This is a genomic window from Arthrobacter liuii, assembly GCF_014639275.1.
Taxonomy (GTDB): Bacteria; Actinomycetota; Actinomycetes; order Actinomycetales; family Micrococcaceae; genus Arthrobacter; species Arthrobacter liuii.
The window spans coordinates 41,158-53,846 of record NZ_BMFW01000011.1; the positions used below are offsets into that span (position 1 = coordinate 41,158).

The window sequence follows — 12,689 nt, forward strand, 5'->3', positions numbered from 1 at the left end:
AGCAGGAACGAACAGGAGAACCATGGCAAACGCACCCACCAACCCCGGCGGCACCGTCCAGCTTGGCGACGGCCTGGCCGTCAGCCCCCTCGGATTCGGCGGCATGGCCCTCACCCCTGTGTACGGCGAGGTGGACCCCGCGGAGGCCCTGCAGACACTGCACCACGCCGTGGATGCCGGTGTCAGCTTCATTGACACGGCCGACATCTACGGCGGGGGCAGCAACGAGGAGCTGATTTCGCAGCTGCTCAAGGACCGGCGGCCCGAGGTCCAGCTGGCCACCAAGTTCGCGCTGGTGGGCACGCCGACTGACGGCTACACGGACATTCGCGGTGATGCGGCCTATGTACGCCAGGCCGTGGAGCGGAGCCTGCAGCGGCTGGGCACCGACGTCATCGACCTCTACTACATGCACCGCCGCGACGTCCGCGTCCCCATCGAGGAAACCGTCGGCGCCATGGCGGAGCTGGTCCAGCAGGGCAAGGTCAAGCACCTGGGCCTGTCCGAGGTGACGGCCCAGGAACTGCAGGACGCGGCAGCGGTCCACCCGATCGCCGCGGTCCAGAGCGAATGGTCCATCTGGAGCCGGGACGTGGAACGCAACGTTGTTCCCGCCGCGGCCGGCCTGGGCGTGGGCTTCGTCCCCTATTCCCCGCTGGGCCGCGGCTTCCTCACCGGAACGGTCGACACCTCAAGCCTGGGAGCCAAGGACTTCCGGCGGAACATCCCCCGTTTCGCCCCGGATGCCGCAAGTGCCAACCAGGCTGTGGTGGACGCCGTCCGGTCCGTGGCGGACCAGCTGGGCGCCACACCGGCACAGGTTGCCCTGGCCTGGCTGGTCGCCCAAGGCAAGCGGCTGGGCCTGCCGGTGGTCCCTATCCCCGGCACCCGCAAAGCCGCGCGCATCGACGAAAACCTGGGCGCCCTGGCCCTGGACCTCACCCCGGCGCACCTGGAGGCCCTGGACGCAGCGTCGGACGCCGTCGTCGGCTCCCGTTCCGCGGACCCCACGTGGGTGTCCGAAGGGCGCGAATAAGCGCATTTCCCAAAGCCAATCCGCCGTACACCCCGACCCTAAGGAGACCCATGACTGCCATCGTCCACTTTGAAGTCCAGATCGATCCCGCCCACCGGGAAGACGCCGCCAAATACCTTTCTGAAACCCTCGCCGCCACCCGTGCCTGGCCCGGCAACCAGGGCATCGAAGCGCTGGTGGACGACGCCGACCCGTGCCACATCCTGGTGGTGGAAACGTGGGCCACCACGCAGGACCATGACGACTACGCCGCCTGGCGGAGGACTCCGGAGGGGAAAAGCGGGCTGCATGAAGTCCTGGCCGCTCCGCCGTCCAAACAGGTTTACTCGACCACCCTGCCGCTGAACCTGCAGCCATCCCAGGGCTAAGCCATGGACTCACTTCTGTACGACCTGCCGGCCCTCACCATCCGCAGCATTTCCGTCAGCGAAATGGACAACAACGTGTACCTGCTGACGGCCAAGGAGAGCGGAGCGCAGCTGCTGATTGACGCCGCGGATGACTTTTCGGCCATCCGGCAGTTGCTTGCGGACGGAGCTGCGGACACTGCTGCCGCGACGCGGCTGGCGCTGATCGCCACCACGCACCAGCACTGGGACCACGTGCGCGCGCTGAAGGACCTGGTGGAGGCTACCGGTGCCCGGACAGCGGCGGGAGAGGACGACGCCGATGCGTTGCCGGTTCCCGTGGACCGGCGGCTTGGGCACGGGGACAAGGTAGCCGTGGACGGCTTTGAGCTCGCTGCCGTGCACCTGCGGGGACACACCCCCGGGTCCATCGCGTTTGTGTACCAGGACCCGGAGGGGCCTGCCCATATCTTCTCCGGCGACTCGCTGTTCCCGGGCGGGGTGGGCAACACGCAGAAGGACCCGGAAAGGTTCGCCCAGCTCTTGTCCGACGTCACGGAGCGGCTGTTCGGCACCTACCCGGACACCGCCGTCGTGCATCCCGGGCATGGCAAGCCCACCACCCTGGGTGCCGAGCGGCCGCACCTTGAGGAGTGGCGCGCCCGCGGCTGGTAACCCACAAACGCATCGAGTGCTCCGTAACTGCCCTTATGGACCTTCTAAAGGGCGGTTACGGAGCACTCGATGGATTAGTTAGGCGGGGCCCCGCCGGCGGGGACTAGCGGCTGCGGCGTTCGTTCGACGCGGGAGCGGACGCGCGGCGGGGGCCGCTGCGGGCGGGACGGCCTGAACCGCCGTTGCCGGAACCGCCGCTGCCCGAACCGTAGGAGCCACCGGAAGTTCCGCCGGTGTTGGAGGACCAGACAGCCTTGTTGCCGCCGGTTGCACCTGATGAACGCTGGCCGGAGGTGCCTGCTGCTGCCCGCTGGCCGGTTGCCGGGCGGCCGCTGCGCTGGCCACCGCCGGACGCCGGGCGTCCGCCTGAGGCCGGGCGGCCGGAGCCGCCGCGCGGGGCATCGCTGCGGGTGATCCGGGAATCGCCCCGGCCCTCTGCGGCACGGCCGTCGGAACCGCGGCCGGCCGATGAGCGGCCACCTGCTGCGGGGACGTCGTTGCGGTGGGTCGAGGCGGCGCCGCGGCCGCGGGCATTGCGGCGGGCGGCCGCAGCTGCAACAGCGCGGTCCTCGTTCTGCTCTGCGTTGCGGTCGAAGGCGGCGCGGGCTTCGGTCCGGCCCTCGAAGGCTGCTGCGCGGCGCTCTGCACGGGGAGCGTCGCTGCGGGCGGGCTCGGCCGAAACCTTGCCACGTCCGCCGCGTCCGCCACGACCACCGGCGGACGGCGCAGCCTGGCGCCGTGCCCGCTTGCGCTCGGCGTTGGCACCGGTGGAGGTGCCGCCACCCTGCTTGGGGGCCTTGGCTGCCAGCAGTGCGGCCCGGGTGCGGGGGTCAACCTTGTCGGCGATTTCGCCCACCAGGTCAGCCACGATCTGCGAGCTGGCGGTAACGCGCTCGAAGTTGACGTCCACGCCTGCGGCCTTCATCAGCTTCTTCACGTCGGTCTGCTGCTCGGGCAGGGTCAGGGTGACCACGGTGCCGTCGGAACCGGCACGCGCGGTGCGGCCGGAGCGGTGCAGGTACGCCTTGTGCTCGGTGGGCGGGTCCACGTGGATGACCAGTTCGACGTCGTCAACGTGCACACCGCGGGCGGCGACGTCGGTGGCCACCAGGACCCGGACGTCGCCGTTGGAGAACTCCGCCAGGTTGCGGTCACGGGCATTCTGCGACAGGTTGCCGTGCAGGTCGACAGCGGGGATGCCGGCGTCGGTCAGGGTCTTGGCCAGCTTGCGGGCGTGGTGCTTGGTCCGCATGAACAGGACACGGCGGCCGGCGCCGGAGGCGAGCTCCACGATCAGCTGCTTCTTGACGGTCTGGTCGTTGACCACCAGCACGTGGTGTTCCATGGTGGTCACGGCTGCCTGCGGGTCGTCCACCGAGTGGGTGAGCGGGTTGGACAGGTAGCGCTGGACGATCTTGTCCACACCGTTGTCCAGGGTGGCGGAGAAGAGCAGGCGCTGGCCCTGGCTGGGGGTCATGTCCATAAGCTTCTTGACCACGGGCAGGAAGCCGAGGTCGGCCATGTGGTCTGCCTCGTCCAGGACAGTGATCTCCACGGCCTCGAGGGTGAGGATGCGCTGGCGGATCAGGTCCTCCAGGCGGCCGGGGCAGGCGATGACGATGTCGACGCCGGCGCGCAGCGCCTTCTCCTGGCGGGCCTGGGAGATGCCGCCGTAGATCACGGTGGTGTTCAGGCCTGCGGCCTTGGCCAGCGGCTCGATGGTGGCGTTGATCTGCGTGGCCAGCTCACGGGTGGGCGCCAGGACCAGGCCCATGGGGCGGCCGGGCTTGCGGAAGTACTTGGCTTCCCGCTCAGCGAGTCTTGCTACAAGCGGGATGGCGAAAGCAATGGTTTTACCGGATCCGGTCCGGCCGCGGCCCAGGACGTCACGACCGGACAGCGTGTCCGGAAGGGTCTTCACCTGGATGGGAAACGGTTCAACGATTCCCTGCGCGGAAAGGGTGTCTGCAAGGGCCTTGGGAGTACCGAGGGCAGCAAAAGTAGTCATGTAGTTTTTTACGGTCTTTCTGGCGGTATCCGGGCGGATATCGGCCCCCGATGCCGGTTGGACCAGGGGTTTCGCCGAAGAAAAGTCAGGTGATCAACCGGGCGCTGTAAATAAGGACAGCCGGCCGGGACCAAATGGAACGCGTTCATCGACGCAGGATGTGCCTCTCACATGAAGAAAGCCCACTCCCTGGAAAGGATCTCCAAATCAGGAGCAGGCGGCATCACTGCACATCAAGTTCCTCCAGTCTAGCATCCCGGCGCGCGGCACCCGTCCCCGGCGTTGCCTTCGGCGGCACGGCGGGGCAGTGTTGTGGCATGAGCGAACACCCGGGGCAGTACCAGGAGCCGCACCAACACGAAGCGCACCAGCGCCGCGCGCACGACGGCGGCGGCTCGCCGGAAGCGGATGGCGGCGGCATAGATGCCGCAGCGGCCTGGGACGAGCGGTACCGCACCAAAGCGCGGCTCTGGAGTGGGAAACCGAACCCGCAGCTTGTCCGCGAGGCCGGTGGCCTGCGGCCGGGACAAGCGCTGGAACTGGGCTGCGGCGAAGGCGCCGACGCCATCTGGCTGGCGCAGCAAGGCTGGTCCGTAACCGCCGTCGACGTTTCCGCCGTGGCCCTGGAACGGGCCCGCTCCCACGAGCTGGCGGAACTGGCGCGGGAGAGCGTGAACCCGCCGGACGGGGACATCGGCAGCCGGATCACCTGGCAACTGGCCGACCTTACGCAGTGGCAGCCGGACGCTTCCTACGACCTGGTGACGTCTCAGCTCCTGCATTCCCAGGAACTCGACTGGCGGATCCCGCTGCGCACCGCGGCCTCAGCCGTCAGGCCCGGCGGAACCTTGCTGGTGGTGGGCCACCACCCGGACCGGCTGCCGCCCTGGGGCGCCGACCACCACCATCACCGGGACATGTTCTACACCGGCGACCAGCTGGTCCAGGAGCTCGGGCTGGACCGGGTGGACGCCAATGACCGTCCGGAGTGGCAGCTGGAGGTCCTCACCAGCCGGGAGCGCCAGGTGACCGGGCCGGAGGGACAGGAAGCGGTGATCGCCGACGTCGTCATGCGCGCCACCCGCCTGCCCTAGCTCCGGTCGCGCTCCCGCGTGGTCACCCGGGGCGCCACCAGGGCCGCGGCCACACCGATGGCCGCAGTGAAGGCGAAGACGCCCACGAAGGACTGGACCGCCGTCGTAAATGCTGCGAACACAATCCCTGTGGTGGCCAGCGAAAGGGCTCCGCCGAGGGAGTCGGAAATGGACATGGCGGAGCTGTGGAAGCCTTCGTCCTCCTTGGCGGACAGCGCCAGGGTCATCACGCTCAGGCGAGGGTAGAGCAGGCCCATCCCGCCGCCTGCCAGGACCCAGCCGGCGATGGCGACGGCGGCAGGCCAGTGCAGCGCCGTGGTGACCAGGGCCAGGAGCACGGCAGCCAGGACCATCAGCGACCCTGCCTGAACGGCACTTCGGTGGGGCAGCCGCGAGCCCAGCCGGCCCTGGACCGCCGCGGCACCGGCCCAGGCCAGCGCTCCCCCAGTGAGCGTCAGGCCGGCCAGGGTGGGCGGGAACGAGTACTGGTCAATCAGGAGATAGGGCAGGTAGACCTCCGCGCCGAAGAACGCCGCCGAAGCGAGCCCGCGCGCCAGGATCACGCTCGGCAGCCCGCGCCGGCCTGCGAGGGTGCCGGCGGGCACCAGCGGCCGGACCGCCACCATGGCAAGGACGACGGCGGCCAGCGCCAGGAGTACCGTGGCGGCGGGAAAGGCGGGGATGCTGACGTCCGCCGAGAGATTGAGCCCCAGCACCGCCAGCGCGGCCAGCGCCGCCCATCCCAGTCGGCCCAGGGCCCAGGGCGGGGTGCTTTCTTGCGGCTCACTCGCCTCCCGCGGCTCGCTTGCCTTCCCGGGCCCGTCCAGGTCGCGCAGCACCGGCACGATCATGGCCAGCGCGGGAACGACAAGGCCCACCACGCCCAGGAACACCCAGTGCCAGCTGAAGACCTGGGCCACCAGACCGGCGGCGAACGGCCCCACAAGCGAAGGGACCACCCAGGCGGCCGAAAACGCGGCGAAGATCCGAGGGTGCAGCGGGCCTGGAAAGAACCGTGCCACCAGCACGTAAAGGGCCACGGTAAGGGCGCCGCCGCCGAGCCCCTGCACCAGGCGTCCGCCGACGAGCATCGGCATGGCGGTAGAGGTGCCCGCGATCAGCAGGCCCAGCACGAAGAGGGCCACAGAGGCATACAACGGCATTGCCGGCCCGCGCCGGTCGGACCAGTTGCCCGCCCCCACCATGCCGATCACACCGGTGGCGAGAGGGCCTGCAAAAGCCAGGGCATACAGGCTTCCGCCGTTCAGCTCCCGGCTGACCAGGGGCATGATGGTGGTCACGGCAAGGGATTCGAAAGCCGACAGGAACACCAGGGCACAGGTGCCGACGGTTACCCAAAGGTACGGGGGCCGGAAGAGCCCGGTGGCTGGTCGGGCGGCCGGGAGGGTGGAGTCCCGCACGGCGTCTCCTAATCCACGAACCGGTTCCGGCCGGACCGGTAGCCAAAGACAGCCGCGAGCAGGCCCACCACCATGAACAGGACGCCGGCGGGAACAAAGGACCCGGTGGCCTGGTGCAGCTGCCCCACCATGAGCGTCCCCGTGGAGCCCACGCCGTAGCCCACGCCCTGCATCATGCCGGACAGATGGGCGGCGGTATGCCCGTCGCGGGTGCGGAGCATGATCAGCGTCAGCGCCGCGGCGGTAAGGCTCCCCTGCCCCAACCCCAGCAGCCCGGCCCATACCCAGATCAGGTCCAGCGGGCCCAGGATGCTCAGCACGAATCCCGCGCCGGTCATCAGTGCCACCACCATGTTGATGGCGCGCTGGTCCCGGAACCTTGCGGCCAGGGCCGGGGCGAACAGTGAACCCAGCATCTGCAGCACGATGCAGACGGCGACGATCAGCCCCGCCGTGGCCCCGTCGACGCCGCGCTCGCGGAGGATGGGCGCCAGCCAGGCGAAACCACTGAAGGACATCATGGCCTGCAGCACCATGAAGATGGTCACCTGCCAGGCAACGGGTGAGCGCCACACGTTCACGCCGTCCCTGACCACACGGTGCCGGACAGTCTCCTGCCGCACGGCCACAGGAAGGAACAAGAGAAGTACGACGGCGGCGGGCACCGCCCAGATCCACAGCGCCTTGGTCCACTCCCCCGTGGCCGTGTAGACCGGGTAGGTGAAGCCGGCTCCGAGCGCGGCGGAGGCACAGATGGCGGTGGTGTAGAGGCCACCCATGAGGCCAAGCCGTTGCGGGAAGTCGCGCTTCACCAGGCCCGGGAGCAGCACGTTGCACAGTGCGATCGCCGCGCCGCAGGCTGCCGTGCCAACCAGGAGGGCAGGCAGGTGGCCCGCACCGCCCAGGGCTGCTCCGGCGTCCACGGGCCTGAGCAGCAGCCCCGCAGTCAGCAAAGCCATGGCCCCCAGCAGTACCCGCTCCGCACCGAACCGGCGCGCAAGCACGGGGGCGAGAGGCGCGAAAACACCCAGCAGTGTCACGGGAACGGTGGTCAGCACCACCACGGACCAGCCGGGCAGCCCCGCCTGGGAGGTGACCTCCGGCAGGACGGCGGAGAGGCTGGAAAAGACGCTGCGCAGATTCATGCCGATCAGGACCAGGCATACACCGAGGTAGGCCAGGGCACGCCGGCTGCCCACACGGGTGGGTCCAGGGGCCGGGAGCTCATCGATTTCGGCATCAACCAGGTTGCTGAGCTCCGCCAGGCTGCTGCCCCTCCTGGTCGGGCCCTGGACTTCCCCTAAGGCAGTCCTTCGCCGCTGCTTCCCCGCCTCGGCGTTCGTTGCGTCAGTCATCCGCCCATTCTTGCAGGAGAGCGCAGCCAGGTTTTCCACATACGGCAACTCCTGCCTTCCGGCACCCCGTTGCAGATCCGTAGCTTGAGGAAAGCAGCCGGGGTGCCCAAACCCCTGCCCCACCGATACTTGCCCACGGGTAAACAAACTGACTGCCGGAAGTAGATGATCACCATGGACTCACGGGAAACCGTCCCGGTTGATGCAAAAGGCCCCTTCCTTCAAGGACCGGCAGCCGCCACGCCAGGCCCCGGGAAAGCTATCGCAAGTCTTGTCCTGGCCCTCCTTGCACCCCTGAGTCTGGTGATCACACAATCCCTCGCCGCCTTCGCGCTGCTGCTGACCTTTCCCTACAACGGTCCGTCAAAGCTCCCGTGGGTAGCGCCATTGGTTCTTTGGAGCCTGCCCATGATCCTCGGGTCCATCTCCACCGGTTTAGCCATCACGGTGATTCGAGACGCGAAACAGCAAGGGTTTGCCAAGGGCATGGCGACCGCCTCGCTGTGTGTGTCGGGCGTGGTGTTTGTGATCGGACTCCTGCTCTCGATAGGCCTCATGCTGATGATGCACTGACCTGCATTTTCCTGGAGGGAGGCCGCTGCTCAATTCAGCCCGTCCATTGCGCCCGCCGGCATTGTTCCCGCGGCGCTATTCTGGAAGGGATGAACGAATCCCCTGAAAACCCCCAGCAGCCGCATGTCCCGCGGCCTGTCACGCCCGGAACCCAGGCCTCCTTCGGCACCTACGGCGGCCGCCCGGTCAGCTTCGTGCGCCGCGGCACCAGGCTGCAGGGCCGGCGGCAGGCGGCCTGGGCTGAACACGCCGAGCGGTGGGCGGTCGACGTTCCACGGCACGTGGCCAACACCTCGGTCCACCCGGACTACACCTTCGACGCCGCGGCAGAGTTCGGCCGCGAGGCCCCGCTCATCGTCGAGATCGGGTCTGGCCTTGGCGATGCCATCTGCCATGCGGCTGAACAAAACCCGGACACGAACTTCCTGGCGGTGGAGGTGTATACACCCGGGCTGGCCAACACGATCATCAAGATCAACAGCCGGGGCCTGGACAACGTCCGCGTGGTGGAGGCAAACGCCCCGGAGGTACTGGCCACCATGCTGCCCGGGGGTTCAGTCAGTGAGCTGTGGGTCTTTTTCCCTGACCCCTGGCACAAGTCGCGGCATCACAAGCGCCGCCTGATCCAGCCCGAGTTCGCCGGCCTGGCGGCAAAGGCTTTGAAACCCGGCGGCCTGTTCCGGATCGCCACCGACTGGTCCAACTACGCCATCCATGTCCGGGATGTCGTGGCCGGCTCAGCAGACTTCGAAAACCTGCACACCGGCGAGCGCCGCGGACCCGAAAGCCCGCTGACCCAGGTGTGGCAGTCCGGCGTCGAATCGGTGGTGGGCGGGGCACCGGTCCGGGAAGGACGCGCACCCGTGAGCACCGGACACACCGGTCCCAACGAAGGCGTGGACGAAACCGGGGGCTGGGCGCCCCGGTTCGAAGGAAGGATCCCGACCAGCTTCGAGGCGAAAGCCCACGAGGCCGGCCGGCTCATTTTCGATCTCTGCTACCGCCGCCGGTAAAGGTGCGCCGGGCACGGGCGTTCGGGAAACCCTCAGCCAACGCTGATGGCGGCACCGATCTCCCTAAGCATGTCCAGCCGTGGTTCCGCTTCGGGGTTCAGGTAGGGCCAGATGACCACGACACCGATGAACCGCTCGCTTTCCCAAACGCCCACCGTGGCTGCCACCTTGGCCGGACCGCCGTCGTCGTCATATCCCACCACCACCGCGTACGCGGACTTGCCGGGCAGGTGCAGCTCGCCCTCCGCCAGGAGGGTGCCGCCGCGGTCCTCAAGGTAGAAGCCCGACATCAGGTGCGCCCAGCCGTTGGCCTGCGGCGCATCCTGGACGGAGGTGTCGTCCTTGATCACGGTGACCAGGACACCGCCCAGCAGGGCGTACTGTTCGCTGTTGGGCCCGGCCGTGGAGTCGTGCAGGACCTGGGTGTGCTCGGGAAAGTCTGCGGTGAAGCCCAGCGGGGATTCGATGTGCACTGACATGGTTTCAGAGCCTCTCGAGCTTGGTGTCGTTGGGGACTTTATAGTACGTGGACACGTTGGTGGTGGACTGGTTCTCGGTCTTGACCTCCACTTCACCCACCTTGACGTCAAAGCCTGCCTCATTCTTGGCTGTCACCACCGAGTTCACCTGGACGGTGGCCGAGCCTGCTTCGTACAGCCTGGCGGCATCCCGGGCGGCGCCGGTGTCGTTTCCCAGCGCCACGTTATGCAGGTAGCTGTCGATGATCGGGCGGTTCTCCGGGGAGTAATCCACGTCGATCTTGACGGTGCCCTGGGTTCCGGCCGTCACGGTGGAGTCGAACTTCGCCGCCTCTGTCTTCACGCCGGAGGTGATGCCCTGGGCCACGGTCCCGTCCATGGAGACGGAAACGGAATCGATGTTGTTGTTCGTGTCCATGTTGACCTGCAGCCCTCCCTTGCCGGAGGCCTCGAACACGCGGCCGTCCAGCTTGAGCTGGCCGTTGGCGGAAACCTCGCCACTGGCTGTGGAGGTGCCGTCCGTCAGGTTCCGCTCGTAGGAAAGGTCGAGCTTCGCCCCGCCGGACGCCGTGCCGGACTCGCCCGAGGCGTCAAGCGAGAACGTTCCCTTGGCTTTGTCGGTCTGTCCCGTGGACCCGTTGTCCTTCGCCGCATCGTTGATCGTGTCCAGGATGTATTCGGGCGGGTTGCCGGCCACGTCCCTGATCTCACCGATGCTGTCCGGCGGAAGGTCGCGGTACATCTGTTCGCGGGCGGCCATGGCTTCCTCCACAGTGGCGAACGTGTACTCGCGGGAGACCTCTCCGGTCAGCGTGGCACCGGCCGTGCCGGTGGTGTCATTGACGCCAAGGCCCATGTTTCCGTATACCTTCATGGTGGCGGAGCCGTCGGCGTTCTCCACCACTTCGGTCCCCACCTCGGCACCGCCGTGGACCCAGGCCACCCTGGCTTCGATGGATGCCTTGCCTGTTTCCGAGTAGACGGGGATGTCCGCCTTGGCCAGTTCGTGGAGGTGCTGCTTGGCCAGCTGCTGCGCGGCTGCAGGGATGCCGCCGTCCATGCGCATGAGGTCCTTGGCTAAGGGACCATTGCTGCCTTTACCCTCGATCAGGTATCTGCGGTCGGCGTCAGAGAGCCCGGCCCACCACTTCGCCTGCTCTTCGGGGCTGGCGTTGAGCATCCGGTCCAGCCCCGACTCCAGTTCCCGGTGGTGTTCTGCGAGCGCCCTGGCGGCTTCGGCCTTTTCCTGGAACCATTCCTTGGCCTGCTCCGCCATAGACCTGATCCGGTCCCAGGTGCTGCCGCCGGAGCCGCCGCTTCCCTGGGTGGAAGCTTTCTCCTGCTCGTCGGCGTTCTTCATCAGGATTTTGGAGTTTTCCCGAAGGCTGGCCACGACTTTGTCCAGGCTGGGCCGGTGGCTGGCGCTCCACTCCTGGCGGAAGCGTTCACCGTCCCTGCCCTTCCACGGCGCGGACTGGATCTGGCTCTGCAGTGACCCGGCCCGGCTGCTCAGCAGGGACGCTGCCTGGTCCGCCGCCTTGGCCAGCGCCCGCAACTGGCTGATGTCTGCGCCGTAAAAAGTCATGGTTTCCCCCGGAAAAGAGTGCGGTACGTGTCGAACGCTGGTCCTTATGGTTGCGCAGGGTTATGGAGCGCGGCGATGGGGATCCCTCCCCATCAACGGGTTGCCGGGGAGCCAGCCGGCCTGTTCCCCAAAACCAACACGGGGCCAACGCGGGACGAACGCCGGGCCAACTGTCCGGGGGCCGCCCGGCGTGGCACGATTGCCTTGTAAGCAGGGCACGAACACCAGCGCACTACCGCTCCCGTCCAAAGGAAAGACGATCAAAGAAGAACTGAAACAGGTCGTTGACAAGGCCGAGGACGTCACGAATTCGCGCATCCTCGAGGTCTTGGCCCGGTCCGGGTTCGTGGCCAGCGGCATCCTGCACCTGCTGCTGGGTGCCAGCTCCATCCGGCTGGCGGTGGGCGGCACGGGCAATGCGGATTTCAGTGGCGCGGTGGCCGAACTGGCCACCATGCCTGTGGGTCCATTCCTGCTGTGGGGCAGCTTCGCGGCCTGCGCCGCATTATCGCTCTGGCAGGCGGGCGATGCGATCTTCGACTTCAACCACCAGGCCACCAAGACAAAGGTCAAGAACAAGGCCAAGGCCACCCTGCAGGCGATCGTTTACGCCGTTCTTGCCCTCACCTTGTGGCACTTCGCCATGGGCACCGGGACGGGCGGAGACAACCGGAAAGCCACAAGCGACTTCACCATAGCCATGATGCAGGCCCCGGGCGGGGTGGCGCTGCTCGTCCTGATCGGCGTGGCAGTCGCGGTCACGGGCGTCGTCTACGGCATCCGCGGACCGAAGAAATCGTTCGAGAAGCAGCTGCGGATGCCTGCCCCCGGCCCAGCCAGGACAGCGGTGACAGCCCTGGGAGTGGCGGGCTACCTGGCCAAGGGAACTGTACTGCTGCTGGCCGGGCTGCTCATCGCCGTCGCCACGATCAAGGAGCATCCGGAAGATTCCACGGGCCTGGACGGCGGCCTGCGGGCCCTCCGCGACCAGCCGCTGGGCCCCTTGCTCCTGGCCGCAGTGGGAGCCGGGCTGGTCTGCTATGGCGCGTACATGATCATGCGGGCGCGGCTGGCCAAAATGACCAAGTAAGCCCCTCACCAGC

Annotated in this window: 12 protein-coding genes; 7 read left to right on the forward strand and 5 right to left on the reverse strand. The window is 67.8% G+C overall.

Annotated features, from left to right (window positions below; genetic code table 11):
• The first annotated feature begins 22 nt into the window (after positions 1-22).
• From IEW19_RS12660 to IEW19_RS12670, 3 genes are read left to right on the forward strand one after another with little or no spacing between them, the layout of a single operon-like run.
• On the forward strand, positions 23-1,036 hold the full coding sequence (locus tag IEW19_RS12660; protein WP_188571986.1) for an aldo/keto reductase: 1,014 nt from the start codon (positions 23-25) through the stop codon (positions 1,034-1,036).
• A gap of 50 nt (positions 1,037-1,086) precedes the next feature.
• Entirely contained in the window at positions 1,087-1,404 is a 318-nt protein-coding gene (locus IEW19_RS12665) for a putative quinol monooxygenase (protein ID WP_188571987.1), read from the forward strand.
• A gap of 3 nt (positions 1,405-1,407) precedes the next feature.
• Positions 1,408-2,058, forward strand: a complete 651-nt coding sequence (locus IEW19_RS12670) for an MBL fold metallo-hydrolase (protein ID WP_188571988.1) — start codon at positions 1,408-1,410, stop codon at positions 2,056-2,058.
• 103 nt (positions 2,059-2,161) lie between these two features.
• Here the strand turns inward: IEW19_RS12670 and IEW19_RS12675 are convergent, their stop codons facing one another.
• Positions 2,162-4,066, reverse strand: coding sequence for a DEAD/DEAH box helicase (locus IEW19_RS12675; RefSeq protein ID WP_188571989.1), 1,905 nt, complete (start codon positions 4,064-4,066; stop codon positions 2,162-2,164).
• A gap of 317 nt (positions 4,067-4,383) precedes the next feature.
• Between IEW19_RS12675 and IEW19_RS12680 the strand changes: the two genes are divergently transcribed.
• Complete coding sequence (locus IEW19_RS12680) at positions 4,384-5,160, forward strand: SAM-dependent methyltransferase (protein WP_188571990.1); 777 nt, start codon at positions 4,384-4,386, stop codon at positions 5,158-5,160.
• Here the strand turns inward: IEW19_RS12680 and IEW19_RS12685 are convergent.
• Entirely contained in the window at positions 5,157-6,581 is a 1,425-nt protein-coding gene (locus tag IEW19_RS12685; protein ID WP_188571991.1) for an MFS transporter, read from the reverse strand. The genes IEW19_RS12680 and IEW19_RS12685 overlap by 4 nt on opposite strands.
• A gap of 8 nt (positions 6,582-6,589) precedes the next feature.
• A complete protein-coding gene (locus IEW19_RS12690; RefSeq protein ID WP_188571992.1) occupies positions 6,590-7,936 on the reverse strand; it encodes an MFS transporter in 1,347 nt (448 codons plus the stop codon).
• Between the two features lie 165 nt (positions 7,937-8,101).
• Between IEW19_RS12690 and IEW19_RS12695 the strand changes: the two genes are divergently transcribed.
• Both IEW19_RS12695 and trmB read left to right on the forward strand, forming a co-directional pair.
• On the forward strand, positions 8,102-8,509 hold the full coding sequence (locus IEW19_RS12695) for a hypothetical protein (RefSeq protein ID WP_188571993.1): 408 nt from the start codon (positions 8,102-8,104) through the stop codon (positions 8,507-8,509).
• Between the two features lie 89 nt (positions 8,510-8,598).
• The gene (trmB, locus tag IEW19_RS12700) at positions 8,599-9,522 is read left to right on the forward strand and encodes a tRNA (guanosine(46)-N7)-methyltransferase TrmB (RefSeq protein WP_188571994.1); all 924 of its coding nucleotides are present in this window, start codon (positions 8,599-8,601) and stop codon (positions 9,520-9,522) included.
• 32 nt (positions 9,523-9,554) lie between these two features.
• On the opposite strand, the gene IEW19_RS12705 is transcribed toward trmB, so the two are convergent.
• Positions 9,555-10,001, reverse strand: coding sequence for a hypothetical protein (locus tag IEW19_RS12705; RefSeq protein ID WP_188571995.1), 447 nt, complete (start codon positions 9,999-10,001; stop codon positions 9,555-9,557).
• 4 nt (positions 10,002-10,005) lie between these two features.
• On the reverse strand, positions 10,006-11,586 hold the full coding sequence (locus IEW19_RS12710) for a fimbrial protein (protein WP_188571996.1): 1,581 nt from the start codon (positions 11,584-11,586) through the stop codon (positions 10,006-10,008).
• 271 nt (positions 11,587-11,857) lie between these two features.
• On the opposite strand from IEW19_RS12710, the gene IEW19_RS12715 reads away from it, so the two are divergent.
• The gene (locus IEW19_RS12715; protein ID WP_188572051.1) at positions 11,858-12,676 is read left to right on the forward strand and encodes a DUF1206 domain-containing protein; all 819 of its coding nucleotides are present in this window, start codon (positions 11,858-11,860) and stop codon (positions 12,674-12,676) included.
• Positions 12,677-12,689: the final 13 nt, after the last annotated feature.

Coding starts and splice junctions, on each gene's coding strand:
- IEW19_RS12660 (WP_188571986.1), top strand. CDS start 23: ATGGCAAACGCACCCACCAACCCCGGCGGCACCGTCCAGCTTGGCGAC.
- IEW19_RS12665 (WP_188571987.1), top strand. CDS start 1,087: ATGACTGCCATCGTCCACTTTGAAGTCCAGATCGATCCCGCCCACCGG.
- IEW19_RS12670 (WP_188571988.1), top strand. CDS start 1,408: ATGGACTCACTTCTGTACGACCTGCCGGCCCTCACCATCCGCAGCATT.
- IEW19_RS12675 (WP_188571989.1), bottom strand. CDS start 4,066: ATGACTACTTTTGCTGCCCTCGGTACTCCCAAGGCCCTTGCAGACACC.
- IEW19_RS12680 (WP_188571990.1), top strand. CDS start 4,384: ATGAGCGAACACCCGGGGCAGTACCAGGAGCCGCACCAACACGAAGCG.
- IEW19_RS12690 (WP_188571992.1), bottom strand. CDS start 7,936: ATGACTGACGCAACGAACGCCGAGGCGGGGAAGCAGCGGCGAAGGACT.
- IEW19_RS12695 (WP_188571993.1), top strand. CDS start 8,102: ATGATCACCATGGACTCACGGGAAACCGTCCCGGTTGATGCAAAAGGC.
- trmB (WP_188571994.1), top strand. CDS start 8,599: ATGAACGAATCCCCTGAAAACCCCCAGCAGCCGCATGTCCCGCGGCCT.
- IEW19_RS12705 (WP_188571995.1), bottom strand. CDS start 10,001: ATGTCAGTGCACATCGAATCCCCGCTGGGCTTCACCGCAGACTTTCCC.
- IEW19_RS12710 (WP_188571996.1), bottom strand. CDS start 11,586: ATGACTTTTTACGGCGCAGACATCAGCCAGTTGCGGGCGCTGGCCAAG.